32 protein-coding genes are annotated in these 26,642 nt (G+C 71.2%); 18 read left to right on the plus strand and 14 right to left on the minus strand.

Annotated elements, in window-relative coordinates:
* Positions 1-7 precede the first annotated feature (7 nt).
* Positions 8-868 carry a DUF2268 domain-containing protein gene (locus tag ACTWPT_RS25935; RefSeq protein WP_443180048.1) on the plus strand — a complete coding sequence of 287 codons (861 nt, stop codon included), beginning with the start codon at positions 8-10 and terminating at the stop codon, positions 866-868.
* A gap of 152 nt (positions 869-1,020) precedes the next feature.
* On the opposite strand, the gene ACTWPT_RS25940 is transcribed toward ACTWPT_RS25935, so the two are convergent.
* Positions 1,021-1,665, minus strand: coding sequence for a response regulator (locus ACTWPT_RS25940; protein ID WP_443180049.1), 645 nt, complete (start codon positions 1,663-1,665; stop codon positions 1,021-1,023).
* A complete protein-coding gene (locus ACTWPT_RS25945) occupies positions 1,662-3,146 on the minus strand; it encodes a histidine kinase (RefSeq protein ID WP_443180050.1) in 1,485 nt (494 codons plus the stop codon). Before ACTWPT_RS25945 ends, ACTWPT_RS25940 begins: the two co-directional genes overlap by 4 nt.
* Before the next feature lie 143 nt (positions 3,147-3,289).
* Between ACTWPT_RS25945 and ACTWPT_RS25950 the strand changes: the two genes are divergently transcribed.
* From ACTWPT_RS25950 to ACTWPT_RS25960, 3 genes are all read left to right on the plus strand, one after another.
* Complete coding sequence (locus tag ACTWPT_RS25950) at positions 3,290-3,853, plus strand: ClpP family protease (protein ID WP_443180051.1); 564 nt, start codon at positions 3,290-3,292, stop codon at positions 3,851-3,853.
* A gap of 1 nt (position 3,854) precedes the next feature.
* Positions 3,855-4,472 (plus strand): ATP-dependent Clp protease proteolytic subunit, encoded by a 618-nt coding sequence (locus ACTWPT_RS25955; RefSeq protein ID WP_443180052.1) that lies wholly within the window; start codon positions 3,855-3,857, stop codon positions 4,470-4,472.
* 239 nt (positions 4,473-4,711) lie between these two features.
* Positions 4,712-5,056 carry a VOC family protein gene (locus tag ACTWPT_RS25960; RefSeq protein ID WP_443180053.1) on the plus strand — a complete coding sequence of 115 codons (345 nt, stop codon included), beginning with the start codon at positions 4,712-4,714 and terminating at the stop codon, positions 5,054-5,056.
* Positions 5,057-5,175: 119 nt separating this feature from the next.
* Here ACTWPT_RS25960 and ACTWPT_RS25965 read toward each other — a convergent pair whose 3' ends face one another.
* On the minus strand, positions 5,176-5,391 hold the full coding sequence (locus ACTWPT_RS25965) for a hypothetical protein (protein WP_443180054.1): 216 nt from the start codon (positions 5,389-5,391) through the stop codon (positions 5,176-5,178).
* Between the two features lie 109 nt (positions 5,392-5,500).
* On the opposite strand from ACTWPT_RS25965, the gene ACTWPT_RS25970 reads away from it, so the two are divergent.
* The 4 genes from ACTWPT_RS25970 (at position 5,501) to ACTWPT_RS25985 (ending at position 7,303) form a co-directional block, all read left to right on the plus strand.
* Positions 5,501-5,965: a hypothetical protein gene (locus ACTWPT_RS25970; protein ID WP_443180055.1), complete on the plus strand. Its 465-nt coding sequence runs from the start codon at positions 5,501-5,503 to the stop codon at positions 5,963-5,965.
* A gap of 487 nt (positions 5,966-6,452) precedes the next feature.
* Positions 6,453-6,674, plus strand: a complete 222-nt coding sequence (locus ACTWPT_RS25975; protein WP_443180056.1) for a hypothetical protein — start codon at positions 6,453-6,455, stop codon at positions 6,672-6,674.
* A 78-nt stretch (positions 6,675-6,752) separates the two neighbouring features.
* Positions 6,753-6,992, plus strand: a complete 240-nt coding sequence (locus ACTWPT_RS25980; RefSeq protein ID WP_443180057.1) for a hypothetical protein — start codon at positions 6,753-6,755, stop codon at positions 6,990-6,992.
* The gene (locus ACTWPT_RS25985; RefSeq protein WP_225302832.1) at positions 6,989-7,303 is read left to right on the plus strand and encodes a hypothetical protein; all 315 of its coding nucleotides are present in this window, start codon (positions 6,989-6,991) and stop codon (positions 7,301-7,303) included. Before ACTWPT_RS25980 ends, ACTWPT_RS25985 begins: the two co-directional genes overlap by 4 nt.
* A gap of 235 nt (positions 7,304-7,538) precedes the next feature.
* Here ACTWPT_RS25985 and ACTWPT_RS25990 read toward each other — a convergent pair whose 3' ends face one another.
* The gene (locus ACTWPT_RS25990) at positions 7,539-7,706 is read right to left on the minus strand and encodes a hypothetical protein (RefSeq protein ID WP_443180058.1); all 168 of its coding nucleotides are present in this window, start codon (positions 7,704-7,706) and stop codon (positions 7,539-7,541) included.
* Positions 7,707-7,740: 34 nt separating this feature from the next.
* On the minus strand, positions 7,741-8,376 hold the full coding sequence (locus tag ACTWPT_RS25995) for a hypothetical protein (protein WP_443180059.1): 636 nt from the start codon (positions 8,374-8,376) through the stop codon (positions 7,741-7,743).
* Positions 8,377-8,798: 422 nt separating this feature from the next.
* Between ACTWPT_RS25995 and ACTWPT_RS26000 the strand changes: the two genes are divergently transcribed.
* Complete coding sequence (locus ACTWPT_RS26000; protein WP_443180173.1) at positions 8,799-9,938, plus strand: M20 family metallopeptidase; 1,140 nt, start codon at positions 8,799-8,801, stop codon at positions 9,936-9,938.
* A gap of 197 nt (positions 9,939-10,135) precedes the next feature.
* The gene (locus tag ACTWPT_RS26005; RefSeq protein ID WP_443180060.1) at positions 10,136-10,897 is read left to right on the plus strand and encodes a sulfite exporter TauE/SafE family protein; all 762 of its coding nucleotides are present in this window, start codon (positions 10,136-10,138) and stop codon (positions 10,895-10,897) included.
* Between the two features lie 166 nt (positions 10,898-11,063).
* On the opposite strand, the gene ACTWPT_RS26010 is transcribed toward ACTWPT_RS26005, so the two are convergent.
* Complete coding sequence (locus ACTWPT_RS26010) at positions 11,064-13,823, minus strand: BTAD domain-containing putative transcriptional regulator (protein WP_443180061.1); 2,760 nt, start codon at positions 13,821-13,823, stop codon at positions 11,064-11,066.
* 107 nt (positions 13,824-13,930) lie between these two features.
* Between ACTWPT_RS26010 and ACTWPT_RS26015 the strand changes: the two genes are divergently transcribed.
* The gene (locus tag ACTWPT_RS26015) at positions 13,931-14,512 is read left to right on the plus strand and encodes a dihydrofolate reductase family protein (protein ID WP_443180062.1); all 582 of its coding nucleotides are present in this window, start codon (positions 13,931-13,933) and stop codon (positions 14,510-14,512) included.
* 5 nt (positions 14,513-14,517) lie between these two features.
* Here ACTWPT_RS26015 and ACTWPT_RS26020 read toward each other — a convergent pair whose 3' ends face one another.
* Complete coding sequence (locus ACTWPT_RS26020) at positions 14,518-15,684, minus strand: MFS transporter (protein ID WP_443180063.1); 1,167 nt, start codon at positions 15,682-15,684, stop codon at positions 14,518-14,520.
* Positions 15,681-16,451: a DeoR/GlpR family DNA-binding transcription regulator gene (locus tag ACTWPT_RS26025; RefSeq protein ID WP_443180064.1), complete on the minus strand. Its 771-nt coding sequence runs from the start codon at positions 16,449-16,451 to the stop codon at positions 15,681-15,683. Before ACTWPT_RS26025 ends, ACTWPT_RS26020 begins: the two co-directional genes overlap by 4 nt.
* A gap of 44 nt (positions 16,452-16,495) precedes the next feature.
* Between ACTWPT_RS26025 and ACTWPT_RS26030 the strand changes: the two genes are divergently transcribed.
* The 3 genes from ACTWPT_RS26030 to ACTWPT_RS26040 are packed head-to-tail and all read left to right on the plus strand — an operon-like array spanning position 16,496 to position 18,359.
* Positions 16,496-17,467, plus strand: a complete 972-nt coding sequence (locus ACTWPT_RS26030) for a helix-turn-helix transcriptional regulator (RefSeq protein ID WP_443180065.1) — start codon at positions 16,496-16,498, stop codon at positions 17,465-17,467.
* Positions 17,468-17,512: 45 nt separating this feature from the next.
* Positions 17,513-18,124 carry a LysE family translocator gene (locus ACTWPT_RS26035; protein WP_443180066.1) on the plus strand — a complete coding sequence of 204 codons (612 nt, stop codon included), beginning with the start codon at positions 17,513-17,515 and terminating at the stop codon, positions 18,122-18,124.
* 22 nt (positions 18,125-18,146) lie between these two features.
* The gene (locus ACTWPT_RS26040) at positions 18,147-18,359 is read left to right on the plus strand and encodes a hypothetical protein (protein WP_305918797.1); all 213 of its coding nucleotides are present in this window, start codon (positions 18,147-18,149) and stop codon (positions 18,357-18,359) included.
* Here ACTWPT_RS26040 and ACTWPT_RS26045 read toward each other — a convergent pair.
* Positions 18,356-18,790 carry an SRPBCC domain-containing protein gene (locus ACTWPT_RS26045; protein ID WP_443180067.1) on the minus strand — a complete coding sequence of 145 codons (435 nt, stop codon included), beginning with the start codon at positions 18,788-18,790 and terminating at the stop codon, positions 18,356-18,358. The two genes, ACTWPT_RS26040 and ACTWPT_RS26045, sit on opposite strands and share 4 nt — an antisense overlap.
* Entirely contained in the window at positions 18,787-19,134 is a 348-nt protein-coding gene (locus ACTWPT_RS26050; RefSeq protein WP_443180174.1) for an ArsR/SmtB family transcription factor, read from the minus strand. Before ACTWPT_RS26050 ends, ACTWPT_RS26045 begins: the two co-directional genes overlap by 4 nt.
* A 65-nt stretch (positions 19,135-19,199) precedes the next feature.
* Between ACTWPT_RS26050 and ACTWPT_RS26055 the strand changes: the two genes are divergently transcribed.
* Complete coding sequence (locus ACTWPT_RS26055; protein ID WP_443180068.1) at positions 19,200-19,541, plus strand: VOC family protein; 342 nt, start codon at positions 19,200-19,202, stop codon at positions 19,539-19,541.
* A 95-nt stretch (positions 19,542-19,636) separates the two neighbouring features.
* Here ACTWPT_RS26055 and ACTWPT_RS26060 read toward each other — a convergent pair whose 3' ends face one another.
* Together ACTWPT_RS26060 and ACTWPT_RS26065 are read right to left on the minus strand one after the other, a co-directional pair.
* Complete coding sequence (locus tag ACTWPT_RS26060; RefSeq protein ID WP_443180069.1) at positions 19,637-20,002, minus strand: cupin domain-containing protein; 366 nt, start codon at positions 20,000-20,002, stop codon at positions 19,637-19,639.
* A 75-nt stretch (positions 20,003-20,077) separates the two neighbouring features.
* Positions 20,078-20,626 carry a dihydrofolate reductase family protein gene (locus ACTWPT_RS26065; protein ID WP_443180070.1) on the minus strand — a complete coding sequence of 183 codons (549 nt, stop codon included), beginning with the start codon at positions 20,624-20,626 and terminating at the stop codon, positions 20,078-20,080.
* Positions 20,627-20,738: 112 nt separating this feature from the next.
* On the opposite strand from ACTWPT_RS26065, the gene ACTWPT_RS26070 reads away from it, so the two are divergent.
* Positions 20,739-21,206 (plus strand): pyridoxamine 5'-phosphate oxidase family protein, encoded by a 468-nt coding sequence (locus ACTWPT_RS26070; RefSeq protein WP_443180071.1) that lies wholly within the window; start codon positions 20,739-20,741, stop codon positions 21,204-21,206.
* Between the two features lie 22 nt (positions 21,207-21,228).
* On the opposite strand, the gene ACTWPT_RS26075 is transcribed toward ACTWPT_RS26070, so the two are convergent.
* On the minus strand, positions 21,229-21,990 hold the full coding sequence (locus ACTWPT_RS26075; protein ID WP_443180072.1) for an SDR family NAD(P)-dependent oxidoreductase: 762 nt from the start codon (positions 21,988-21,990) through the stop codon (positions 21,229-21,231).
* Positions 21,991-22,122: 132 nt separating this feature from the next.
* On the opposite strand from ACTWPT_RS26075, the gene ACTWPT_RS26080 reads away from it, so the two are divergent.
* Positions 22,123-23,163: a LacI family DNA-binding transcriptional regulator gene (locus ACTWPT_RS26080; protein ID WP_443180073.1), complete on the plus strand. Its 1,041-nt coding sequence runs from the start codon at positions 22,123-22,125 to the stop codon at positions 23,161-23,163.
* Positions 23,164-23,351: 188 nt separating this feature from the next.
* Here ACTWPT_RS26080 and ACTWPT_RS26085 read toward each other — a convergent pair whose 3' ends face one another.
* Positions 23,352-24,311: a LysR family transcriptional regulator gene (locus ACTWPT_RS26085; protein ID WP_443180074.1), complete on the minus strand. Its 960-nt coding sequence runs from the start codon at positions 24,309-24,311 to the stop codon at positions 23,352-23,354.
* Between the two features lie 44 nt (positions 24,312-24,355).
* On the opposite strand from ACTWPT_RS26085, the gene ACTWPT_RS26090 reads away from it, so the two are divergent.
* Positions 24,356-26,632, plus strand: a complete 2,277-nt coding sequence (locus tag ACTWPT_RS26090; RefSeq protein WP_443180075.1) for a HelD family protein — start codon at positions 24,356-24,358, stop codon at positions 26,630-26,632.
* Positions 26,633-26,642 lie beyond the last annotated feature (10 nt).

Below are 26,642 nucleotides of genomic sequence, written 5' to 3' on the forward strand. Positions count from 1 at the left end.
TCGCGGCATGGAATTTACCGTTCACGACACGCTCACGGCGATGGTCGGCCTGCTCGAGAAGCCGCTCGAGGACCGGCCCGGCGCGCTACGGGAGATGCTGGCGCCCATGCGCGCGGCGATCCCCTTGCCCGGCGACATCGTCGACATCCACCACCAAGGCGGCGGCTTCCGCGTCGACGCCGACGACCCGCACTACCTTGCCGCCGTCCGGCGCATGATCGAGGCCGACGTGCTCGGGCAGGTGCGGCGCGAGCTGGAACGCGCCTCCGAGGCGCTGCGCGAGGCCAAGCAGGCCGACTCGCTGCAGGTCATGTTCGTGCTGGGCAATCCCGACGACGAGCACCTGATGAACATCACCGGCGGCTACTACGGCATGGGCGGCTCGCCCGGCTGGCTGTATCTGCTGGCCTGGCCGTCGGAGGAAGTGATCGGCAGGATCGCGCACTGCGCCGTGCACGAGTTCCACCACAACGTGCGCTTCACCAACGTGGAGTGGAACCCGGTCACGGTGACCGTGGGCGAGCACGTGGTGGCCGAGGGGCTGGCCGAGGCGTTCGTCCGGGAGCTGTCGGGGGCTCAGGCGATGGGGCCGTGGTCGTGGATGGTGACGGGGGAGGAGTTCGACCGCGCGTACGAGCTGATCATGGCGGACTTCGACCTGGAGGGGATGCGGCACACACCGGCGTACGTGCTGGGGGACAGCACCGTGCGCCGCTTCGGGCAGGAACCGCGCGGCATCCCCGACATGGCGGGGTACGCGGTGGGGTTGCGGCTCGTCGACCGTGCGCTGGCCGCCACGGGCCTGACCGCCGCCGAGGCCACCCTGCTGCCCGCGGCGGAGCTCATGCGCCGCGGCGGCATCCGCTGACCGCGGCCGCACCCTTCGTCGCTGCGCCGCCCCTCCGCGCTTCCCCTTCTCCCAAGGAACCTGCAGCACTTCCCCTTCTCCCCAAAGGACCTGCAGCGAAGTGTGGCGCGGCGGCCGGCCGAAGGCGGTGGTGGTGACGGGCGCAGGCGCGGCTAGCGGGGGGAGACGAAGCCGGACTCGTAGGCCGCGATCACGGCCTGGGTGCGGTCGCGCGCACCCAGCTTGGCCAGCACGTTGCCGACGTGCGTCTTGACGGTCTCGGCGCCGACGACGAGCTCGGCGGCGATCTCGGTGTTGGACAGGCCCCTGGCCATCAGCCGCAGCACGTCCCCCTCGCGGGCGGTGAGCCGGCCGATCCCGGGCACGGCGGGGCGGCCTGCCGAACGGCCGCCGGCCAGCGCCCGGATCGCGGCCGGGAACAGCAGCGACTCGCCCGCCGCCACCACCTTGATCGCCTTGACCAGATCATCGGGCCTGGCGCGCTTGAGCAGGAACCCGCTGGCTCCGGCCCGCAGCGCGTCGTAGACGTGGTCGTCGTTCTCGAACGTGGTCACCACGAGGACCTTGGGCGGGTCGTCCAGGGCCATGAGCCGGGCCGTGGCCTGGATGCCGTCGAGCGCGGGCATGCGCACGTCCATGAGCACGACGTCGGGCTGCTCGCGGCGTACCACGGGCAGCACCGCCGCGCCGTCGGCCGCCTCGCCGACCACGGCGAGATCGGGCTCGGCGTCGATGATGATCCGCAATCCGGCCCGGACGAGGTCCTCGTCATCGGCGATCACGACAGTGAGCGTCATGGGCTCGACCGTAGCGGCAGGCGTACCGTCACCTTCCACTCGGCTTCGGCGGGCCCGGCCTCCAGGTCACCGCGCAGCAGCCGGACGCGCTCGCGCATGCCCGCCACGCCTCTGCCGCCCGAGCGGGCGCCGTTCCCGCCGCCCGGGTTGGCGACCTCGAGGCACAGGTCGTCGCCGTGGACGGCGGCGGACAGGCGTACGGGGCCGCGGCCATGCTTGATGGCGTTGGTGAGGGCCTCCTGCAGGATGCGGTAGGCCTCGCGGGAGACGACGGCGGGCACGCCGGACAGATCGCCCACCTCCTGCCGCACCTGCACGCCGGAGGCGGCGACGAGCTCGCCGAGATCGGCCAGCGTGCCCTGCGGCCTTCTCCGCGAACGCCCATCGACCCCATCCCCGCTCGCCGGACCAGAGAACCGCCACCCGCCGCTCGCTGGATCATCGAGCCCCTGCCCGCCGCTCGCCGGGTCATCGAGCCCCTGCCCGCCACCCGTCCGATCAGCCGGCCTGGACCCGCCGTCCGCTCGATCGCCTGCCCGCGATGCGCCGGCCAGGGCCCGATCATCCGCCGATGCCACGCGGGCCGTCTGCCGCTCGTCCTCGGCGTGATTCCTGGGCGTCCGATCGGGCAGGTGCCGGGCCTCCTCGGTCGTGCGTTGGCCGGTCGTGCCTTCCTCGGCGTCGTGGCGCAGGAGGCCGAGGACATGGTCGAGGTCGTCGAGGGCGGCGCGGGCAGACTGTTCGATGGCGGCCAGGGCGGTCCTGGCCGTGGCGGGGTCGCGGTCCAGCACCCGGCCGGCGGCCGCGGCCTGCAGCGTGACGACGCTGAGCGCGTGGCCGACCGAGTCGTGCAGCTCGCGGGCCAGCCGATTGCGTTCGGCGAGCGTACGGGCGTGTTCCTCGGCGGCGGCCAGCCGCTCGGACGGGGTCGGCCCGAGTAGGACGGGCGCCAGCCGCGCCAGGAGCGCGCCCGCCCCCGCCGCCATCGCGACCAGCGCCGCCAGCAGCACCAGCCCGCCCAGCGCCCACAGCGCCGCCGCCCACCCCGGCGCGATCGTGAACCCGAGCACCACCGCCGGCCGCCCCGTGAACGGCAGCACCAGCGTGTAGAGCGTGAACGGCACGATCGCCAGCGTGAAACCGCTGACCACGCCGCCGACCGCCAGGTGCGAGGTGAACCAGGCGGACGTGCGCCGCCGCTCCTGCCAGGAGCGCCGCTGCTGCCGCGGCGGCGTCTCCACATGCGCCCCCAGCAGCCCCTGCGCCGCGTTCACCTCCAGTCCCCGCACCGGCAGGAACAACCCGGTCACGGCCACGACGGGCAGCACCGCCGCGAACACGCCGACCTGGGCGGGCAGCAACAGGTTCGCCTGCTCACCCTGCCAGGCGGCCGCGACGAGGACGCCGGCCATCATGTACGGCATCAGCAGCGCGCCGCCCAGAATGAGGCACGCCCATCGCAGGAACAGAGTCTTTCTCACATCGGCGATTCTATGTCGAGAGAAATTCGCTCTGGGTGGAATGCGCCCTTAGAGAAATGCGCCACCAGCGAAAAGATTCCATAATTCCCGGCGGCACGGTCTAGCGTTTTTCGCAGAAATACCCGCACAGAAAGGCGACCGTCATGACGGAGACCCAGCGCGCGGCCTGGCCTGACCAGCTGAGCCAGCGCCTGTTGAAGGAGCGCGTCGTCGTACTCGGCCAGGAAGTCGACGACGAGATTTGCAACCGGCTCTGCGGGGAGCTCCTATTGCTGGCGGCCGAGGACCCCAAACGCGACATAACCCTTTACATCAATTCTCCAGGCGGGTCGGTGACCGCCGGGATGGCGCTCTACGACATGATGCAGTTCATTCCGTGTGACGTGGCGACGGTGGCAATGGGGTTCGCCGCGTCCATGGGGCAGCTGCTGCTGACGGCCGGCGCAAAGGGCAAACGCTACGCCCTGCCCAACTCCCGCGTCGTCATGCACCAGCCGCTGGGCGGCATCGGCGGCTCGGCCAGCGAGATCCAGATCCAGGCCGACAACATGATCTACACCAAGCGCCGGATGGCCGAGATCATCGCTCACCACACGGGCCAGCCGCTGGAGCGCATCCAGGCCGACTCCGACCGCGACCGCTGGTTCACCGCCCAGGAGGCCAAGGAATACGGAATCGTCGACCACGTAGCCGAAGGGATGAACTGATATGAGCGGGCGTTACGTGCTGCCCTCGTTCACCGAGCGCACGTCGTACGGCATCAAGGAGATGAACCCGTACAACAAGCTGTTCGAGGACCGGGTGATCTTCCTGGGTGCGCCGATCGACGACACCGTGGCCAACGACGTGATGGCGCAGCTGCTGACGCTGGAGTCGCTGGATCCCGACCAGGACATCAACCTCTACATCAACTCGCCGGGCGGCTCGTTCACCGCGATGACCGCCGTTTACGACACGATGCAGTACATCCGGCCGGAGATCCACACCGTCTGCATCGGCGAGGCGGCCTCGGCGGCGGCCGTGCTGCTGGCGGCCGGCACGCCGGGCAAGCGGGCCGCGCTCCCGCACGCCCGCGTGCTGCTGCACGAGCCGGCCACCGAGGGCGGGCGCGGGCAGGGCAGCGACCTGGAGATCCACGCCAGGGAGATCCTGCGGATGCGTGATCAGCAGGAGGAGATCCTGTCGCGGCACACGGGGCGCTCGCCGTTGGAGATCAGGAAGGACATCGAGCGGGATCGCATCTTCACGGCCGAGCAGGCGCGGTCGTACCGGCTGGTGGATGACATCTACGCCTCGAGAAAGCGCACGCTCGCCCCGGCCCGCTGACCCCCTTGCCCGGCGAAGGGGGCGCGCCCTCACTTCAGGGCACGCCTCCTTCGCCGTGGTGGCGACGCTCCGGTAGCCGCTATGAGCCCCAAACTGGAGCGTTGGCGCAGGTCCCAGGTATCGCAATTGTGGCTTTCGGTCCCTGCCAGTAGCCATCCCGGGATGGCCGAGCCGGTCGCCGATGATTTCCGGCCGCGGGAGTGGTCTCACTCTCGAAACGACATGATGGAGCGGCTCCAGTGGACTTGTACAGCGTCGTGTGCGTACGTGACCGGGCGACATCGCAGAAGTGGTTCGAGGTGTTCTTCGGGCGGCCGGCGGACGAGATCATCGGCGAGGAGTACCTGTGGCAGGTCGGCGAGAACGCGTGGGTCGTCATCGACGACCGGCACGTGCGGGCCGCACGAGTGGGCGGCACCATGATCACGCTCGGCGTGACCGACCTCGACGACATCTTGGTCCGGCTGGCCGCGCACGGCATCGAGCACGAGCCTGTGGAGACCTACGGCAACGGCGTGCGCCACGTGGAAGTCCTCGACCCGGACGGTAACAGTCTGTCGCTCGCGGAGGCACCCGCCCAATAGCTGGTCGGGCTGTGCTGCGTCCGTCCCTCGAGGGCTTGTCGCTCGAAGGCGAGTGAGAGCGGTGCAGGAACGCGTCTCCGCCGGCGCCGCTGGGGCCAGGGCGTCCCTCGGGAATCTGGTCAGTAGCGGGGGCCGTGGCGGATGACGGCGGCCAGTAGCTGGCCGTACAGCATCAGCACGCGCTGCCGCTCCCGCGCCAGGTCGGGCTCGGGCGCCGGCCAGGCCGCCGCGTAGGCAGCCACCGCCTGCGTCACCTCCGCCAGCGGGCCCGTCGCGCCGTCGACCAGGGCGCGCAGCTGCTCGGCGAGCGGGTACGGCACAGCCGCCGGATCCATCGTTATCTGAGGTTGTCAAGCGAACCTGCTGGTCAGCCGGTTGAAGGTCGTTAAGCCACGTAAGGCAAGTAGGCTGACCGCGATCGCCTGCGACGGTGAAGGAGCGCTAATGACCGCGGACCCAACGATGGCCCGGATCGGCCAGGGGGTGGAGTTGCATCACCACCAAGGTCAGCGTGAAGCCGCTCGCGAGTTGTTCGCACAGATCTGGGACGACATCGGCGGCGAGCAAGGCGACCCGCTGCATGTTTGTGTCCTTGCCCACTCGATGGCCGATGTGCAAGACGACGTGCACCAGGAGCTGATGTGGGATCTGCGAGCGCTTGCCGCCGTCGGCCTGATCACCGATGAGCGGGTGGCCCAAGCCGGGGTGCCGCTTTCGGTGGCCGGCTTGTATCCGTCGTTGCATCTGAACTTGAGTGAGTGCTATCGCAAGCTGGGCGATCTCGGCCGCGCCCGTGAGCACCTCCAGCAGGCGCGGGCCGGGATCGGCGCACTTGGCGACGACGAGTATGGGCAGCTCATCAAGGGTGGACTGGAGCGGCTGGCCGAACAGTTGGGTGAGACCGTCTGACTGCGAGCCCAGGCAAGTAGGCTGCCCGCGACCGTCGCGTCAGTGGGCCGTCGAAAGGTCCATGAGCCGCGTGAAAAGACCCCGCTGGACCGTGGTTGAGAAACCTGCGGGCAGCCGTTGGCGCGAGAATGATCATGGCCCGTTGTGGAGCGTGGGGACGTCTCTCGTTAGGTGTTGATCACTTCGCGGCTGGTGTGTGATGGCTGGTCGTAGCTTACGGTGTTATGCGTGCGGAGTTTCTGTCTGATGAGCAGAGGGCCGCGGATCGGCCGAGCGGGCCGCCGAGGTCCGCGCCCCAAACCCACGACGAGCGAACCGGCTAACGTCTCATGCTCATGGGAGCAGCTACCCCTGCCGCTCCAGACCCGTCGTGATTATGCGCACTTCGACAAGGGCAAGACGTAGCGGCGCTGCTCATCGGTGACGTCGACGATGAACTTGTCGAGAGCGTCAAAGGTTCCGTCGATCGGGAAGGTCGGCAGGCCCGGTGCCCTTTACCTCAGCCCAGAAAGCCTTGCGCCGCGGGCTACGTGCGACCTACCTTCTCGTCGCCGCTTTCCTCGCCGGCGAGGTATCCGCCCTTCTGGCGATCGCCTTCGAGTGGTTCAACGCCTGGACTCTCTCCATCACCGGCGCATGCCTGCTGATGACGACCATTGCCGCCGCCGTCATCCCCTTAACCCGCCTACTGTCCTGGACGAAGCTGTAGCCCTCAAGCGGCGAGATTCCCAGCGCCACTAATAGCAGCACTAGTAGTGTGACCACCATGCCGACTACCATTGCGAGTATGGGTACGACAAGGAACGGTTCCTACAGCCTGAGCGAGATCGCGCACGGCTTCATCGAGGCCGGCGCCGAACGCGACCGGCTCAGCAAGTCGGCCTACGTCGAGCAGGCCGTCATCTACTACGCCATCGCCACCGGAGCGCCAACCGCCGACGCCGACGAGGCGTTCGCCGAAGCGCTCGTCGACGAGCAGGAAGCCGCCGCGGCTGACGATGAGTTCCGGGAGCGGGGCGCCGCGTGATCCCACTCACCTCGGGCGGGGTCTACCTCTACAGCCCGAAGGGCATCGACCGCGAGCGCTTGATGCTCGTCACCTCTGCGGCCGCCGTACTCGAGTCCCGCCGCCGGTTCATCATCGGCCTGACGGTCATGTCCTCCCATGACGGCGATACGCTGACGGTGCCGATCACCGTGAACGGCGCCCGTCGCTACGTCAACTGCACCCAGCCGATGCGGCTGATCCGCGACTGGTTCTTGGAGCACCACGACACCATCTCCCCTCAGGAGTTGGAGGCCGTACGGGCGTACCGCCGATTGTCGGAAGACCTGTGAAGCGCTGAGAGGCTCCAGGAGCCCCCGCACCGCTCCTGGATCTCTTGACGGAGCCTACGGCCGCCGCATGCTGCCTCGCCGTGTGGGTTCGTTGAAGGATCGCCGGGCGACCCGCCACAACCGAACTTCCCTCCGGCTTCCGGTCCGACCACCTCAGAGCAGGACTCTGCGTCACCCAAATAGCGCCTCGCGATTCTCATAAATGATCAGTTCTGCGAGACCGAAGCCAGTCTGCTCAGCGGCCGCGTTCGCGCAGGTCATACACGTCGGAGACGGAGCCTTGGGGGCTCAAGATAACGAAGCCTGGCCGCGTCGCCCCGGACTTGTTCGCCAGCAGGGCGAACTCCTCCTGATCGAGGGTCCAGCACTCGATCAGGTCCTCTAACTCCCACTCGCGGCGCATGCCGACACCCTTTTCCCACGACTTCCAACGAAGGTCAGGAGAAACATGGTGTAACCATTCGGCTACCGATCGGTATGTCAGAGCCGCTATCGCGACGTGGCGGACTTGAGACGCAACATTCCGTTACATTTCCCCCATATCGGAGCTGGCTCAACTCGACAGGCAAGTCGTTCTGGTAGAGCAGCAGCCAGACGAAGGCGTCGGGCGACGCGGGCAGCCACTGCAACGCCCGCGTTCCCTTCCGGATAACGCCGACGAGGTGCTCGCCGTAGTTGAGATGAGCGCCGGTGATGCCGAGCAGCTCGCTCGGACGCGCGCCGCAGGAAACGTAGAGCGCCAGCAGGGCGCGATCTCGGCTGGAGGCCATCGCCTCGAACAGCTCATCGAACATACCGTCCGAGATCGCCCGCGGGTCGGTCTGCGGAACGCGCTGGCGGTAGACGCCGCGGCCGCCCGGCCGAAACGGCTCGAGTGGGTTGTGATGGGCGTTCGCCCGATCACCACGGGCACTGGTTCGGGGAGGGACCGGGTTGACCACCGGCCCCGTGCCCTGGCCGATGTGATCGTCGTAGAACGTACTGACACGGCGAGGTTGAGGTTGATCGTCGCCGGGGGCGAAGGTGCGGCCGAGGTGCCGCTTTCCCGTCCGCCGGTTGACGCTGCCCGGCACCCGCGTGCCCGCTGGGCGGGCCGGCGCGGCTGGAGTCGTGGGACATGTCCGATTCCACCGCCGATCTACTCTCGTCTGCGCGGGTCTTCTTGGGGGCCGGGAGCGGGTATGACAGGGGGCGACGGATCGTTCGGCGGCGTGGCTGCGTACCCTGCCGGAGGATCCCGGCGGCATCTGGCGCGACATCGTCGTCCGCCGCCGCGTCCCGTCCGAGTCCACCCCCACCGCGACCGTCTTCACCGAGGCCGAGACCGCCGGGGCCGGCATGCTGTCGTCGTGCCGCCCGGCCGGGCCGGCGTCCAGGCTGGGCGCGGGGCGATGAGCGAGGGCCACCTCGCCGACCAGGAGGTCGCCTGATGACCGTGGAGAACGAGGTAGAGGCCGGGGAACTGCGCGCCTGGATCGGCGGGCACCGCGCCGACATGCTCGCCGATCTGGCCGCGTACGTCTCGCTCGAAACACCCAGCCACGACAAAGCCCTGCTCGATGCCGGCCTGGACTGGCTCGACGGCTACCTGGAGGCCCGGCTCGGCCCGCCCGCGGCCACGCGGCGGATCGACGGCGGCGCGCGCGGCGACATCGGCGGTCGCGGCGACGGCGGCGTGTACGGCGATGTCCGCATCAATGATTACCCGGGCCACGGCGGCGCCCCGATCCTGCTCCTGGCCCACTACGACACGGTCTGGCCGGCCGGGACGCTGCGCTCCTGGCCGTTCACCCTGGACGGAGACCGGGCCACCGGACCCGGCGTCTTCGACATGAAGGCGGGCCTGGTCCAGCTCGTGTGGGCGCTGCGGGCACTGGAGGCCGCCGGGTTGCCGCGCCCGCCGCTGCGGCTGCTGCTCAACGGCGACGAGGAGATCGGCAGCCCCGCCTCGCGGCCGCTGATCGAGGAGGCAGCGCGCGATGCCGCCGCCGTGCTGGTGTTCGAGGCCAGCGCGGACGGGGCGTTGAAGACCGCGCGCAAGGGGGTGGGCATCTTTCACCTGGCCTTCACCGGTGTGGAGGCGCATGCCGGACTCGAGCCCGCCAAAGGTGCCAGTGCGATCGACGAGCTGGCCAGGGCCGTGCGCTGGCTGCACGACCTCGCCGACCCCGGCGCGGGCACGACCGTCAACGTGGGCGTCGTCTCGGGCGGCACCGGCTCCAACGTGGTCGCCGGCGCGGCGCGGGCCGAGGTCGATGTGCGCGTCGCCAGCCGGGCCGAAGCCGAGCGGGTCGACGCCGCACTGGCGGCCCTGCCGCCCCATGATCCCCGGGCGTCCATCGAGGTGCGTGGCGGATGGAACCGTCCTGTCATGGAACGCGGGGCGGGTACGGCACGCCTGTTCGCCCTGGCTCGTACGGTTGCCCTCGACATGGGCCTGGACCTGCGGGAATGCTCGGTCGGCGGGGCCAGCGACGGCAACTTCACCGCCGCCCTGGGATTGCCCGTCCTCGACGGCCTGGGCGCCGTCGGGGCCGGGGCGCATGCGCGGCACGAGCACATCAGCGTGGAGGGCATGATCGAACGTGCCGCCTTGACGGCTGGCATCCTCCGGGCCCTGGCCCTCGTGGGCTGATCGGCCCATCGCCACCGCCTGCTCTACCGTCGTATGCGGCGTGGTGGGACGTGCCTGCCGATGGGCGCGGGCGCGGGCCGGTCGACGTGCGGCCAGGCCTCGGCGCGATGCGACATCTCGTGCCGGGGCGGCGAATCGCGGCGTATGTGGCACTTGTACACTCTTGGGGTTTCTTGGGGGGAAATCGGGGGAGTGGCGTGCCGCTGGAGCAGGTCCTGGTGTTGCTGGTCGCAGCGGCAGGCGCCGGGTGGGTCGATGCCGTCGTGGGCGGCGGCGGGCTGTTGCAGCTGCCCGCCATCCTGATCACGGGGATGCCCACCGTCGAGGCGATGGCCACCAACAAGCTGTCGTCCGTCTTCGGCACCACGTCGGCCGCCGTCGCCTACGCCCGCTCCACCAAGGTCGATCGCCAAGTGGCGATCCCCGGCGCGGGAATAGCCGTGCTGAGCGCGGGCCTGGGGGCGTGGGCCGCGGCGGCGATCTCGGCCGAGGTGCTGCGGCCTGCCGTCATGGTGGTGCTGCTGGCGGTGGCGGCGTTCGTGACGTTGCGCCCGTCCTTCGGTTCGGTGCCGCAGCCGCACCTGCGCACCAACACCAGGGTGGTGGCCGCGGTGGGGGTGGCCGGGGTGGGGATCGCCTTCTATGACGGCATCATGGGGCCGGGCACGGGAACGTTCCTGATCATCGCCTTCACCACCATCCTCGGGGTGGACTTCGTCTCGGCGTCGGCCTCTGCGAAGATCATCAATATTGGGACGAACGTCGGCGCGCTCGTGGTGTTCGGGCTCCAGGGGCACGTGCAGTGGGCGCTGGGCCTCGGGATGGCGGTGTGCAACGTGGCCGGCGCCCAGGTCGGCGCACGCATGGCGCTCAAGCGGGGTGGGGGCTTCGTACGGATCGTGCTGCTGTGCGTCGTGGCGGCGCTGGTTGTCAGGCTGGGTTGGCAGCAATTCGCCTGAGCAGCAATTCGACTGCGGGCAATTTGCCCGAGGCCCACGAGCGGGCGGCCGGCGAGTTCGCCAGATAGGACACGGGGGCGGATCCGGTGGCCGGGGATTCCCGACTGGAGAGGCGTGTCCTGCGCCCCCGACGATGCCGTGCTCGAAGGCGCAGGCGACGGCCTGGTCAGCGGTGCCGGCGGAAGGCTTCGGCGGCGGACGTGTCGATGGTGGTCAGCTGGGTGTGGATCTGGTCGATGGTGGAAGGGTCCAGGTCGCCGAGGAGGTCGTGAGCGTGGCGCCAGTGCTCGTGGGCAGCCGCGTGGTCGCCGGCGAGGTGGCGGCAGGCGCCGAGGTGGGCGAGGGTGCTGGCCTCGGCATAAGGGTCGCCGAGCTCCCGGAACGCGTCGAGAGCCTGGCGGTAGCAGGAGACGGCCCCGGCAGGGTCGCCCAGCTGGAGATGAGTGTCGGCCAGGCATGACCACGTGTGGGCCTCGTGGGGGCGGTTGCCGAGCTTCTGGTGCAGGACCAGGGCCTGCTCGCACAGGTCGAGGGCATGGCCGTGGTCTCCCAGCCGGCCGTGGTGAAACCCGAGGTCGGTGAGCGCGATGGCCTGGCCGATCTGGTCGCCCAGCTTCTCGAAGAGGTCATGGGCGCGGCGGGCGGCGTCGAGCGCGTCGGCCTCCCGGCCCTGGATGCCGTGGACGAGGTTCCGGAAGTGGTGCGTCCATGCCTGACCGGCGGGGTCGTCCTGTGAGCGTTCCAGGGCGGCGTCGAGGTTGCGGTGGGCCTCGTCGAAGCGGCCCAGATCGGCCAGCGCGGCGGCCAGGTTGCGGTGCGCGCGGGTCTCCTCCATAGGGTCGCCTAGCCGCCGGGCGGCGGCCACGGCGGCCCGCTGGGTCTCGGCGCGGTCGTGCCAGCGGCCCCGCCGGTGCAGGAAGACGAACAACGCCCGCGCCAGATGGCAGACATGCCGGTTGAGGCTCAGGTCGGCGGCAAGCTTCAGGGTGGCGAGCAGGGCGGGACGCTCGGCCGTGAACCAGTCCATCGCAGCGTCGGCGCCGTCGAAGCCGGTGACGGAGACGCCCGGGCCCGGCGCGGCTGGGGCGATGGTCTCGAGGTGTCCGTGGAGGCACTGCGCCGCGGCGTGCGCGGTGTGGACGTAGTGGTCCACGATGCGGTGCCGCGCGGCGTCCCGGTCGGCGTCGCCGGCCTGGCAGAGTTCGGAGGCGTAGGCGCGCAGCAGGTCGTGGCACGAGTAGCGGCCCGGGGCGTGCTCGGTGAGCAGGTTGGCGCGGGTCAGCTCGGCCAGCGGCGCCCGGACCCACGAGACCGGGACGCCCGCCAGGCTCGCGGCGGCGTCGATCGTGCTGCCGGGACCGGGATGCAGCCCGGCGACCAGCCGGAACAACCGCGCCGCCGCGTCGCCGAGCGTCTGGTACGACCACGAGAAGATCGCCCGTACGTCGACGGCACGGTCCAGCGCGCCGAGCGTGTCGGCGAGCTCGCGGGCGAGCGCGCCGAGCGGATGGGCGGGATGGATCGCGGCGCGGGCGGCGACGATCGCCAGCGCCAGCGGCAGCCCGGCGCAGCGGCGGACGATCTCTTCGGCGGCGGCGGGCTCGGCGGCGATCCGCTCCTGGCCGACTCGGCGGGCCAGCAACCGCTTGGCCTGGTCCGGCGGCAGCAGGTCGAGGGTGAGGGGATGCGCGCCGTACGTCATGACCAGCCCGGCGAGGTGATTCCGGCTGGTGACCACGATCAGGCACCCGGGCGTCCCGGGCAGTAGCGGGGCGACCTGCTCGGCGTCGCGGGCGTTGTCCAGCAGCACCAGCATGCGCCGCCCGGCCAGCAAGCTGCGGAACAGCCCGACCTGCGCGGACGGTCCGTCCGGGATGCGCTGCGGCGGCACCCGCAGCGCGTCGAGGAACTCGCGGATGGCCGCCGCCGGTCGTACGGGCTCCCGTGACGGGTCGTATCCGCGCAGATCGATGAAAAGCTGGCCATCCGGGAAGCACCCGGCGACCCGGTGCGCCCAGTGCACGGCCAGCGTGGTCTTCCCGACGCCCGCCGTGCCGGCGAGCACCGCGATCAGCGCCGACCGGGGCCTCGTCCCGCCCGTCGGGCCGAACAGCGCGTCCAGCGCGGCCAGCTCGGCCTCTCGCCCGGTGAATCCGTCGACGGCGGCGGGCAACTGCCTGGGCATCGTGCGCTCGCCGGGCGGAGCGCCGCCGGCAAGCAGGTCGGCGTGGACCTGCCGCAGTTCAGGGCTGGGATCGGCGCCAAGCTCCGCCGCGAGCCGGCGCCGGATCGTCTCGTACCGCTCCAGCGCCTCGGCTGGCCGGCCGGCCGCCTCCAGGACCCGCAGCAGCCGCGCCCAGAGCGATTCCCGCAGCGGATGCCGCTCGGCCGGCCCGGCCAGCTCAGCGGGGTCGGGTTGCTCTCCTCTGGCGAGGTCCAGGTCGGCCCGCCGCTCGAGCGCGGTCAGGTACCGCTCCTGCAGCGCCGCGGCCACGGACTGCTCCAGCCAGTCCGACCGGATCCCGTCGAAGGGCGTGCCGCGCCACAGCCCCAGCGCGGCGGTCAGCCGGGACCGCGCGGCCACCAGGTCCTGGGCCGCCGCGGCCTCGTCGAGTAGGCGGCCGAATAGGAGCGCGTCCACGTGACCCGGCTCGGCCGCCAGCAGGTAGCCGCCCGGCCGGGCCACGATCAGCTCGGCGACGCCGAGGGCGCGGCGCAGGCGCTTGACGTTCGTGCGGACGTTGGCCCGCGGGTCGCCGCGCGGATCCGTACCCCACACGGCGGTCGCCAGCCTGTCCGTCGGGACGGTACGGCCCGCCGACATCGCCAGCACGGCCAGTACCACGCGCAGCCGCCCGCCGGGCAGCTCCACCGGCTGCCCGGCCACCGACACGCGCAGTGGCCCGAGCAGCTCGACCGTCAGCACGCGGATCGCACCTCTTCCCTGGGCCCGTGGCGGGTTTCACCGGACTGTCACAACTCTGCCACCGCCATCGGCCAGGCTGGCGATCATCCACCAACGAAGGAGCTGTCATGAGCAAGGTCATTACGGGAATCTCGATGTCACTGGACGGGTTCGTCACCGGGCCGAACGTCACCCGCGAGCGACAACTGGGCGACGGTGGCGAGGTCCTGCACCGGTGGCTGCACGAACCGGACCCGCGTGACACCGAGCTGCTGACTGGGATGCGCGGGGGTGCGGGCTCGATCGTGATGGGCCGGCGGTCCTACGACCTGGCCGAGGGGGACGGAGGGTGGGGTGACGGCGGCCCGGCCGGTCCGGCGCCGTGCTTCGTGCTCACCCACAACCCGCCGGCCCCGGAGACGGTCCGGGCGCCGTCGGTCTTCACCTTCGTCACCGACGGCATCCACAGCGCGGTGGAGCGGGCGAAGGCGGTGGCGGGGGGCAAGGCGGTCGCCGTGCACGGCGCCAGCGCCGCTCAGCAGTGCCTTGCCGCGGGTCTGCTGGACGAGATCCAGATCCATCTGGCCCCGGTCCTGCTCGGCGGCGGCACCCGGCTGTTCGAGCATCTGGGCGGCCGATTCCTGCTCGAGCGCGCCGAGGTGGTCGACAGCCCGAACGCCACCCACCTGCGATTCAGGGTGATCCGTTGACGAGGTCAGCCCACGGGCTCGGCCGCCCGTGCCCGCAGAGCAGTGGCGGTCAAGGCCACGAAGGCGGCCAGCAGCGCCGGGATGGCCAGCGCTCGCGGCAGCCCCGCCACCTCGCCGGCCGCCCCGATGAGCACGGGCCCCGACAGGAACCCGAGATACCCGATGGACGCCACCCGCGCCAGCGCCCGCCCGGCGAAGGCCGGATCACGGTGCCCCGCGGCCGAGAACACCTGCGGCACGATGCACGACAATCCCGCACCGAAGCAGCCGAACCCGGCCACGCCTGCCACCGGATGCCCGCCGAGCAGCGCCAGCCCCAGCCCGGCGGCGGCCAGCAGCCCGCAGCAGCGCACCAGCGGCACCTGCCCGAACCTGGCCGCCAGCCGGTCTCCCGCCAGCCGGCCCGCGGTCATCATGAGGGAGAACACGGCGTACCCGGCCGCGGCGAACCCCGGTGCGGCGCCCAGGTCCTCACGTAGGTAGACGGAGCTCCAGTCGGCCGCCGCCCCCTCGCCCACCAGGCAGCAGAACGCCAGCACGCCCAGGAACAGGGTCCCCTTGGGTAGCCCGCTGCCGCCCGCCGAGGCCGAAGCACCGGAGGGGACCGGCCGCAGCGCCCACCGCGCGGCCCACCACGCGAGCGCCGCGATGACCAGCCCCATTGTCCAGAACGTGGCCGCGGGCGTCAGCGCCAGGTGCGCGAACAGGCCGCCGGTGGTGGCGCCGGCGAACCCGCCGATGCTGAAGACGGCGTGGAACGAGGACATGACCGGCCGCCCGCAGGCCCGCTCGACCTCGACGGCGTTGGCGTTCATGGCCACGTCCAGGACCCCGTGCGCGACCCCGAACAGCAGCAGCGTCCCGGCCAGCACGCCGAGGTTGGGCGCGTACGCGGCCGGGACCAGCGCCAGGCCCTGCACCAGGGCCGCCGGGATCATGACGCGGTGGCTGCCGTGCCGGTCCACCAGCCGGCCCACCGCCGTCATGCCGATCATCGCGCCGGCGGCGATGGCCAGCAGGGCGAGGCTGAACTGCCCGTCGCCGAGGCCGAGGCGTTCCTTGATGGCGGGGATGCGTGCGGTCCACGTGCCGATCGCCGCGCCCGCCAGGAAGAACAGCAGGTAGGCCGCGGTGCGCTCGCGCCCCATCGGGCCTTGCCCGAGGCGTTTCACCCGGCCTCCCCGTCGACGGCCACTTCCCTGACGGTCACGCCCGCCGCCACCAGCGCGTCCCTTTGCTCGCGCGGGATGCCGGAGTCGGTCACCACCACGTCCAGCCGCGAGATCGGGCAGACCGCGCCGAACGCCGTACGCGAGAACTTGCCGGAGTCGCACACCACGATCACCCGTCTGGCCGCGGCGATGGCCGCCTGCTTGACCGCGACCTCGGGCAGGTCGTGCGCCGTCAGGCCGTGCTCGGCCGACAGCCCGCAGCAGCCGATCACTGCCGTGTCGAACCGCAGCGCCTTGATGGAGCTCTCGGTCAGCGGCCCCATGACGTTCAGTTCGCCCTTGCGTACCTCGCCGCCGGGCAGCACCAGCCGCACCCGCGGCGCGGCGGCCAGCAGCGACACCGCCTGCAGGGCCAGCGGCAGCACCGTCAGCCGGCGATCGGCCAGCGCGCGGGCCACTTCCAGCGCTGTCGTGCCGCCGTCCAGCACCACCGCCTCGCCGTCGGCGAGCAAGGCGGCCACCTCGGCGCCGATGCGGCTCTTGGCCTCCACCGCCTCGCGCTCGCGCACGCCGAACGGCGGCTCCTCACCGCGCAGCAGCAGCGACAGCGCGCCGCCCCTGACCCGCCGTACCACCCCCTGCTGGGCGAGCTCGTCCAGGTCACGCCTGATGGTCATCTCCGACACGCCGTGTTCGATGGCCAACTCGGCGACCGAGACGCTGTCCTGCACACGCAACGCGTTCATGATGGATTGCAAACGCTCCATGTGTTCATACAAACAGGACTTATGTGCGCAATACAATGGCGGGTATGCGCGCCAGCCGCCTGCTCTCCCTCCTTCTGCTGCTCCAGACGCGCGGCCGGATGACCGCGCCCGAGCTGGCCGCCGAGCTGGAGGTGTCGGTCCGTACCGTGTACCGCGACGTGGAGGCGCTGTCGGCGGCCGGCGTGCCCGTTTACGCCGATCGCGGGCCCGCGGGCGGATACCAGCTGCTGGACGGCTACCGCACCAGGCTCACCGGGCTGACCGCCGAAGAGGCGTCGTCGTTGTTCCTGGCGGGGCTGCCGGGGCCGGCGGCCGAGCTGGGGCTGGCGGAGGTGGCGGCGACCGCGGAGCTGAAGCTGCTGGCCGCGCTGCCGCCCGAGCCGCGCTCCCACGCCTCCCGCATCCGGGAGCGTTTCCTACTGGACGTGCCGAGCTGGTACCGCTCGGGCGACGACGTGCCGCATCTGAGCGAGGTGGCCGAGGCGGTGTGGGAGCAGCGGCCGCTGCACATGACCTACCGGCGCTGGGGGCAGCAGGAGGTCGACCGGGTGATCCACCCGTACGGGCTGGTGCTCAAGGGCGGCTCCTGGTATCTGGTGGCCACTCCGCCGGGGAGCTCCCCGCGCACGTACCGGGTGGCGCGCATCCTGACGCTGGAGACGCTGCCGGGGCACTTCCCGCGGCCTGAGGGGTTCGAGCTGTCGGCGTTCTGGAACGCGTACGCCAAGGAGTTCCGCGAGCGGATGTACACCGCCGAGGCCGTCGTCAAGCTCGCCCCGGGAAGGGGGGAGCTGCTGGCGTACACGATGGGCCGCGACGTCGTGGACGCCGCGCTGGCCGCCGCCGGGGAGCCGGACCCGGAGGGCTGGGTCACGCTCACCCTGCCGGTCGAGTCGATCACCCACGCGCGCTGGCTGCTGCTGCGCATGGGGGCCGACGTCGAGGTGCTGGAGCCGGCCGGGCTGCGGGCGATGATGCGCGAGGCGGTCGCCGAGCTCAGCAAGCTCTACGGCTGAGAAATCCGGGCGAGATTCCAGGGGCGTTCTGCCACGATCGTCAGCATGTATCTTCTCGCTTTCGCGGGCGCGTGCGTCCTGGTGGCCATGGTGCCCGGGGTCAGCACCGCCATCATCCTGCGCCAGACCCTGCGGGCCGGCCGCGGCAGCGGCATGGCGGCCACGCTGGGCAACGAGACCGGCATCCTGCTGTGGGGCCTGGCCGCCGCGTTCGGGTTGTCGGCGTTGCTGGTGGCCTCCCAGCTGGCCTACGACGTGATGCGGATTGTCGGCGCCGTGGTGCTGGTCGTGATGGGTGCGCAGGCGTTGTGGCAGGCCCGCAAGGGCGCTCCGGCTCCCGAGGTGGCGACGGCGCCGGGCTGGCGCGGGGCGTACCTGGCGGGGATCGGGACGTGTCTGGCCAACCCGAAGGCGGCGGTGTTCGCGATGTCGTTCCTGCCGCAGTTCGTCCCGCCTGGTCAGAACGTGCCGGTCACGCTGGTGACGCTCGCCGTCGTGTGGGTGCTGATCGACCTGCTGTGGTATGGGCTGCTCATCTGGGCGGTCGCCAAGGCCAAGGACTGGCTGGGCCGCCCGGCGGTGCGGCGCCGGCTGGAGCAGATCTCCGGCGTGGTGCTGATCGGGCTGGGCGTACGGCTGGTGGTCGAATCCAAGTGACGATCCGGTCTACCGTGGGGGCATGACGAACGACCTGGCGACCCTGATGCGGCAGGCGCAGGACGACGATCCGCTGCTGGCGCTGCAGGCCACGACCGCGCTGCGCCGCGAGATCGAGCGTCTGGAGGCCGTCCAGGTGCGGCGGGCCCGCGTGGCGGGGCTGGCCTGGGCGCAGATCGCCGACGCGGTCGGCGTGAGCAAACAGGCCGTGCACAAGAAGTACGGCCGCCGCTAATCCTTCCATTGGCCGGCGTACCAGCGCAGGACGATGTTCCAGGACAGGCCGCGCCGGATCCGGTCGGCCACGTCCTGAGGCAGCGTGTCCAGGCCGCGGTGCTCCAGCATGACCTCGGTGCCGCCGTCGACCGGGCTGAAGGCCACCTCGATCTCCATCCGGCCGGTCTTGCTGATGAGGTCGGCCCAGACGAGGCGGTGCGGCGGCTCCCAGGCGAGGATCTTGCCGGTGTCGACGTGGCCGCCGTCGGACCACAGCTCACGCAGGTAGCCGTCCTCGAACCGGATGCCGACGGCGCGGGCGGGGTCGACCCAGCTGTGGCGGCCGCGGACGTACCAGCGGTCGATCTCGTCGGTGAAGATCCGGAACGCGGTCGCCGGGTCGACGGGGACGGTGACGCCGGCAGTGACGCTGGCGGGGACGGCGTTCACGTGGCGTCCCGCTGGCTGCGCTCGACGTGCTCCTTGAACGAGCCCAGCTGCTCGGCCCAGAACGCCTGAACCTGGTCCAGCCATGCCTGCAGCGCCGCGAACGGCTCCGGGCGCAGCGTGTAGAGGCGCAGCCTGGCGTCCGCCCCGCCGGTCTCGGCGCGTACGAGCCCGCCGGCCCGCAGCACGCGCAGGTGGCGGCTGAGGGCGGGCGCGCTCATCTGCACGGCCTGGGCCAGCTCGCCGGCCGGGCGCGGGCCTTCGCGCAGCAGATCGATCACCTTGCGCCGGGTCGGGTCGGCGAGCGCCGCCAGCGTGGCGTCCAGATCGTTAACGTTGCTGTTAATATTTGCCCGCTTCCGTTATGCTGTCGATGCTTAACGATAGCGGCAATTATTGCGGAGGTTCGTACATGAGTGTCGAGCTCGGCTACTACACCCTGTCCGTGGCGGACCTGGACCGGGCGGCCGCCTTCTACGGGGCCCTGTTCGGCTGGGAGTTCACCCGCGAGCACCAGAGGTATCTGCACGTCTCCAACACGGCCGTGCCGATGGGCTTCGTCTGCGACGGCCCGTCCGCGCAGCCGAATCTCTACTACCACGTGAGCGACCTCGACGCGGTCGTCGAGCACCTGCACAAGCTGGGCGGCAGCGCCGGCGAGGTGATCGAGAGCAAGTCGGGCCGGGGTTGCGCCTGTACCGACGACCAGGGGACGCAGATCAGCCTCTGGGAGCCCGCCCCCGGCTTCTCCTAGCGATTGCCGGACCGTCCGTCACGGGCGTGGCGTGACCGGAGTGCCGGCCACGCCAGGCTGAGAAGACCAGTTCCGGTTGACCGGGAACGGGTGGGCTAGCCGGTCGTCGGCGTCTTCGCGTACTCGGCGGCGCCGCCCGCGAAGTCGTAGACGACGCACTGCTCGTCGCCCACCACCCAGGCGTCGTGCCCCGGCTGGCAGACGAACACCTCACCCGAGCCAACCTCGGCTTCGCCGCCGTCGTCCATCCGGAGGCGCAGCCGTCCCTGGACCACGAACCCGTTGTGGTGGACCTGGCAGGAGTCCGTGCCCACGATGGGTTTGACCGATTCCGACCAGCGCCAGCCGGGGTCGAACGTGGCTACCCCGAAGGTGAGCCCGCTGAGGTTGCACACTTCCAGGTGGCCCTTCGGGAAGTCGCGGCGTTCGTCCGGCTTGTCGATGCTCTTGACCTCGATCATGACGTCCCCCCTTCCATCAGATCCAGTCTTCCACCGTGAATATGCCGCTACAAGGAGCTGACCTGGGCAAACCCCTTACGTGGAAGGGTGTTCGACCCGGTAGACAGACTGGACGACCCCCGCGCCGAACACCTTTGTCGACACGTGCGCGAGCGGCACGTCGCGGCCGAGCTCGCCGAACAGCGGCACCCCGGTCCCGATCAGCACGGGCACCGTGGTGATGGTGATCTGGTCGATCATCCCGGCGCGCAGGAAGGCGCGAATGACCTGGCCGCCGTCGACGTACACGCTCTTGACACCGCGCTCGGCCAGGCCACGGACGAGCCGGCCGAGGTCGCGGTAGACGGTCACGCGCGGGTCGGCGCCGGCTTCCAGCGTGGTGCTGAGCACGGCGACGTACCTGCCCTCGTGCGGCCAGGGGTCGAACGTGAGCCCGGCCTCGTAGGTGCCGCGGCCGGTGACGACGGCATCGATGCCGTCGATGAACTCCTGATATCCCAGGTCGCCGCCGGCGGCTTCGCCCCGGCTGGTGAGCCACTCGAGGTCGCCGTCCTCGCGGGCGATGAACCCGTCGAGGCTCGTGCCGATGAACACCGAGGACGTGAACGGGTGAACGGAAGCCATGCGTGATCTCTCTACGTTTATAAACGATGATTCGTTTATAAACGTAGCGAGACTCTGCGGGGTTTGTAAACCGGGATTCACAAATGTCGGTGACGGCGGGCATGATGGGGCCATGGCTTCATGGCAGGAGTTCGAGCGGCAGGCGCCGGAGCTGGCGGCCGTGGCGCACAGGCTGATGGACGCCTACCGGCACAAGGTGCTGGCGACGCTGCGCAAGGACGGGGCGCCGCGAGTCAGCGGCATCGAGACGAGTTTCCGGGACGGCGAGCTGTGGACGGGATCGATGGCGGCCGCGGTCAAGGCGGCCGACCTGCGGCGGGATCCACGGATGGCGCTGCACGTCACCTCCCGCGACCCGGAGGGCCCCGATCCGTCGACGTGGGAGGGCGACGTGAAGCTGGCCGGGCGGGCGGTGGAGATCACCGACGCCGACGTGCTCGCGTCCTTCCAGCCGGAGCCGGATTCGCACCTGTTCAGGATCGAGCTGACGGAGGTGGTGTGGACCAGGGTCGAGAGCAACGAGCTCGTCATCGACGCCTGGCGCGAGGGAGTGGGGGTCCGTCAGACCCGGCGTGCGTGATCTACAACGTAAAGGCGGTCGGTCAGTGTACGGCGAAACCGCCGTCGACGAAGAGCATCTGGCCGGTGACGAACGCACAGGCGTCGCCGGCGAGGAACACCGCCGCTCCCGCGAAGTCCTGGGGCAGGCCGTTGCGGCCGACCATGTGGCGGGCGGCCAGCGCTTCGACGCGGCCCGGGATGGCTTGGGCGGGCTCGGTCAACGGCGTGAGCACGAACCCGGGGATGATCGTGTTGACGCACACGCCGCTCGCCGACCACGCCTCGGCCTGGGAGCGGGTCAGCCCGGCGATGGCGGCCTTGGCGGCGCCGTAGACGCCGCTGTGGCCGAAGGCGCTGATGGTCTGCTGGGAGCCGACGTTGATGATGCGGCCCCAGCCGCGTGCGGCCATTTTCGGCGCGAAGTGCTGGCCGAGGAGGTAGGGGGCGGTGAGGTTGACGGCGATGGTCTGCTCGTAGTCGTCGGGGGTGAGCTCTGCCATGGGCTTGCGGATGTTGTTGGCGGCGTCGTTGACGAGGATGTCGATGTCGCCGGCGGTGTCGCAGATCCGCTGGACGTCGTCGCGCTCGCCGAGGTCGGCGCTGATGCGGGTGGCGGTGACGCCGTGCTCGCGCAGGCGGGTGACGGCCTGGTCGAGTTCGTGCGGTCTGCGGGCGACCAGGACGACCTCGGCGCCGGCGCGGCCGATCGCCTCGGCCATGACGTACCCGATGCCGGAGCTGCCGCCGGTGACGAGGGCGCGGCGGCCGTGGAGGGAGAACAGTTCCCGCAGATAGTCAGACACGATCGGACAAGCTAGCACCCGGCCTCGTCGCGGGAGCGGTGGGGCGGGGCGGGGCGCCATGAGGTGGTGCGCTGTGCCGCGGGATGGGGCGGGCGCTCGTACAATCGGCACGTCCGAGTGAGAGGCGGGGGGATGGCCACGCGTGAGCGGCCGCGGCGGGTCACGATCGCCGATGTGGCGCGGCATGCCGGGGTGTCCACGACGGCGGTGTCGAAGGTGCTGCGCAGCGCCTATGGGGTCAGCCCTGCCATGCGCGACCGGGTCAAGGCCGCGATCGAGGAGCTCGGTTACCGGCCGCATGCGGCGGCGCGGGCGATGCGGGGGCGTACGTTCACGATCGGGGTGCTGCTTCCGGATCTGCGCAACCCGTTCTTTCCCGACATCCTTGACGGGCTGTCGGAGCAGCTCACCGGCACCGACTACCAGGTGATCATGGTGCAGGGCGGCCCGGACATCAAGGTGGAGACGCGAGCCATCGACGCGCTGGTGGACCGGCAGGTGGACGGCATCCTCATGATCGCGCCACGGGTGAGGCGGGCGCGGCTGGAGGAGGTGGCGGCGCAGATGCCGACGGTGGTGCTGGGCCTGCACGAGAAGTCGGCGTTGTACGACGTGGTGCACGACGACGACGAGCTCGGCGCGGAGCTGGTCGTGCGGCACCTGATCGGGCTGGGGCACCGCCGGATCGCGCACATCGGGCACACACCGGGCCGCCGGGACCGGACCGCGGGGACGCTGGACATGATCAGGGCGGAGACGTACGAGCGGGTGATGCGCGAGCACGGCCTGGAGAGCCAGATCGCGGTGGCGCAGGCCGCCTACACGGAGGAGGGCGGCTATGCGGGGGCGCGTGAGCTGCTCGGCCGCTCGCCGCGGCCGACGGCGATCTTCGCGGGGGCGGACCTGGCCGCGTTCGGGGCGTTGCGGGCGTTGCACGAGGCGGGGCTGTCGGTGCCGGCGGATGTGTCGCTGGCCGGGTACGACAACACGCGGCTAGCGGCCCTGTCGAACATCTCGCTGACGAGTGTGGATCAGGACGGGGCGATCATGGGGCGGACGGCGGGGCGGCTGCTGCTGGAACGCATCGAGGGGCGGACGTCGTCGGTGCGCTTCTCGGTCACGCCGACCCTGGTGCCCCGCCACTCCACGGGCCCGCCCACGCCGGAGGCGTGAGGCGGCCGCCTCACGCCTTGCGACGGTCGCGCTCGGTCTCGGTAGACGAGTTCCTGCTCGCTCGGGCGCTGGAGCACGACGACCACGTAGCGGACACTCACCCGGTTGCTGCTGCGATCGCTTAAGGGTTGCGAGACACCTCTGACCTCTAACCGCCTTGGCCGGACGGGCCCTGACCCGTAACCGCCTTAGCCGGGACGGCACCCGTCGAGGGTGGTGCGCAGGGCGGTGATGAAGGCGGTGGTGGCGGGCGGGTCGGGTGGCTCGCCGAACGCCGCCAGGTGAATCCGGCGCCGTACGGCGGTCAGTTCGGTGGCCTTGACCCCGTCCGCATGGTGGGTGCGCAGGGCCAGTCCCGGCATGGTGGTGACGCCCAGCCCGGCGGCGACGAATGCCTGCTCGACGAGGATGTCGTCGCTGCTGTACGCGATGCGCGGGGTGAACCCGGCGGCCTCGCAGATCCGGACGAGGTCGCCGCGGCAGTTCGGGCACCCGGCGATCCAAGCCGAGTCCCGGTGGTCGGTGAGGGTCTGCCCGGACTCGCGGCTGAGCAGGTACACCGGGTCGTCGAGCAGGTAGGAGTAGCGGATGCCGTCGTCCGGCATCGTGTCCTCGTACGAGAACACGATGGCCAGGTCTGCCGATCCCTCGCGCAGCATTCGGCGGGCGGCCGTGGGATGGGCGTCGCCGAGGTGCAGTTCGATGTTCGGGTACGACTCGCGCAGGGCCACGGCCGCCGGGGGGACCAGGACGCTCAGGGCGGAGCTGAAGGCGGCGAGCCGGACCCGGCCGGTCCGCAGCCCGAGCTGGGCGGCCAGTTCGGCGCCGGCGGCGTCGACCCGGCCGACGATCTCCGTGGCGCGGCGGGCGAGCAGTTCTCCTTCGGGGGTGAGCCGGATGCCGCGCCCCACGCGCTGGATGAGCCTGGCGCCGGTCGCCGCCTCCAGCCGGGCCAGGTGGTGGCTGATCGAGGGCTGCGAGTAGTGCAGGGCCTTGGCGGCTTCGGTGACCGAGCCGTGGGCGGCGACCGCGGCCGCCGGACAATCTGTTCCCGGAGATCCCGGTGCCGGCGGGGATGTTGCGCGCGTAGCGGCGCGGCGACGTTTGCGCGCGGACGCGGGCGGGGAGTAAGCTCCAATGCTCCACATAGAGCACGAACCCCACAATCCTCCTGTTAGGAGTATACCACCGAATGGCTAATCGTCAAGATGGTCGCACGGAAGCTCTTGACACCGAGCAGCGGCGTGTGTCGTGGCTGTACGGGCTGCTCGACCTCGCCAGGGAGCGGGCGCAGGCGGCGCTGCGCGAGGTGTACGGCAGGGGCGGCGGCACCCGGCAGGCGATGGTCGAGCGCGAGGCGCTGGCCTCGGAGCAGGCGCGCAGGCTGGCGCAGCTGAACGCGGTCGAGCGGGGCCTGTGTTTCGGCCGCATCGACGACGGTTCGGGCGGCAGTGTCTACATCGGCAGGATCGGGCTGCGGGACGAGCGGCACGAGTCGGTGCTGATCGACTGGCGGGCGCCGGCGGCGCGGCCGTTCTACGTGGCCACGGCCACCGATCCGCGAGGGCTGGTGCGGCGCAGGCACCTGCATCTGAAGGATCGTGTGGTGGTCGGCATCGACGACGAGGTGTTCGACCTGGAGGGGATGAGCGAGGGGGAGCGGCGCACGCTGGTGGGCGAGGCAGCGCTGCTGGCGGCACTGCGCCGGGGGCGGACGGGCCGGATGGGGGACGTGGTGGCCACCATCCAGACCGAGCAGGACCGGGTGATTCGCGCCTCGTGGCAGGGTGCACTGGTGGTGCAGGGCGGCCCGGGCACCGGCAAGACGGTGGCGGCGCTGCATCGGGCGGCGTTCCTGCTCTACACCCACCGCGCCACGCTGGAGCGGCGCGGCGTGCTGGTGGTGGGCCCCAACGCGATGTTCCTGCGCTACATCGGGCAGGTGCTGCCGGCGCTGGGAGAGACGCAGGTGGTCATGACGACGGTCGGGGAGATGTTCCCGGGGGTGCGGGCGCTGGCCGCCGACGGCCCGGCCACGGCGGTGGTCAAGGGCGACGTGCGGATGGCCGGGGTGGTGGCCCGGGCGCTGGAGCTGCGCCAGCGGGTGCCGGAGGGTGATCTCGTGGTGGAGCTGGACGGGCTGGCCCTGCGGGTGCCGCATGCGGTGTGCGCGCGGCTGCGGGATCGGGCGCGGGCGGTGCGGCTGCCGCACAATATGGCGCGCAAGCTGTACGTCACCGAGATGCTCAAGGAGCTGGCCAGGGCCGAGGCGCGGGCGTTGGAGGAGTCGCTGCACCTGGAGGAGCTGGCCAACGGCGATCCCGAGTTGGAGGAGCTGGCCCAGCCTCTCGACCTGGAAGGCGACCTGGACGAGGTGGACCTGGACCTGGCCGCGCGGCGGCTGTGGCAGGAGCCGCCGGTGCGGCGCGCGGTCGACGACCTGTGGCAGGAGCTGACGCCGCAGCGGCTGATCGGCGAGCTGCTGTGCTCGCCGGAGACGCTGTGGTCGGCGGCGCCGCCGGGACTGGACTGGCCGGAGCTGGTGCGGGCGGCCGGCGCGCCGTGGACGGCCGGGGACGTGCCGTTGCTGGACGAGGCCGCCGAGCTGCTGGGGGAGGACGACTCGGCGCGGCGGGTGGCGGCCAGGCGGGCCGAGGAGGACCAAGCCGAGCAGCTGTTGTACGCCGATGAGGTGCTGCGCAGTACGGGCGTGCTGGAGGAGGGCATCTTCGACCGGGCCGACGTGCTGGCCGAGCGGCACGCCGACGACGGCGCGGAGCTGACCACGGCGGATCGGGCGGCGGCCGACCGTACCTGGGCCTACGGGCACGTGATCGTGGACGAGGCGCAGGAGTTGTCGGCGATGGCCTGGCGGATGGTGATGCGGCGGGTGCCGGCCAAGTCGCTGACGGTGGTGGGCGACATCGCGCAGACGGGGTCGGCGGCGGGGGCGCGCTCGTGGGCGGAGGTGCTGGACCCGTACCTGGAGGGCCGGTGGCGGGTGGAGCACCTGAAGGTCAACTACCGCACGCCGGCGGAGATCATGGACGTGGCGGCAGAGGTGCTGCGGGCGTTCGATCCGGGACAGGAGCCGCCGGAGTCGGTGCGGTCGGGCGGCGCGCGGCCGCGGGCGGTGCGGGTGCCGGTCTCGGGCCTGCCGGTGCTGGTGGAGGGGGAGCTGGCAGCGATCGACGAGGGCCGGGTGGGCGTGGTGACCTCCGACGCGGTCCATGAGGAGGTGGCGCGGTTGTGGCCGGGCGGGGGCCTGGATGCGCTGGTGGCGGTGCTGACGGTGGGGCAGGCCAAGGGGCTGGAGTTCGACGCGGTCGTGGTGGTGGATCCGGCGGGGATCCTGGCGCAGTCGCCGATGGGCGGGCGGGACCTGTACGTGGCGGTGACGCGGGCGACGCGGCGGCTGACGGTGGCCTACGAGGGCGAGCTGCCGGAAGTCCTGTCCCGGCTGGCGTAAAAATCTACAA

Source organism: Nonomuraea sp. 3N208 (assembly GCF_052245935.1).
GTDB lineage: Bacteria > Actinomycetota > Actinomycetes > Streptosporangiales > Streptosporangiaceae > Nonomuraea.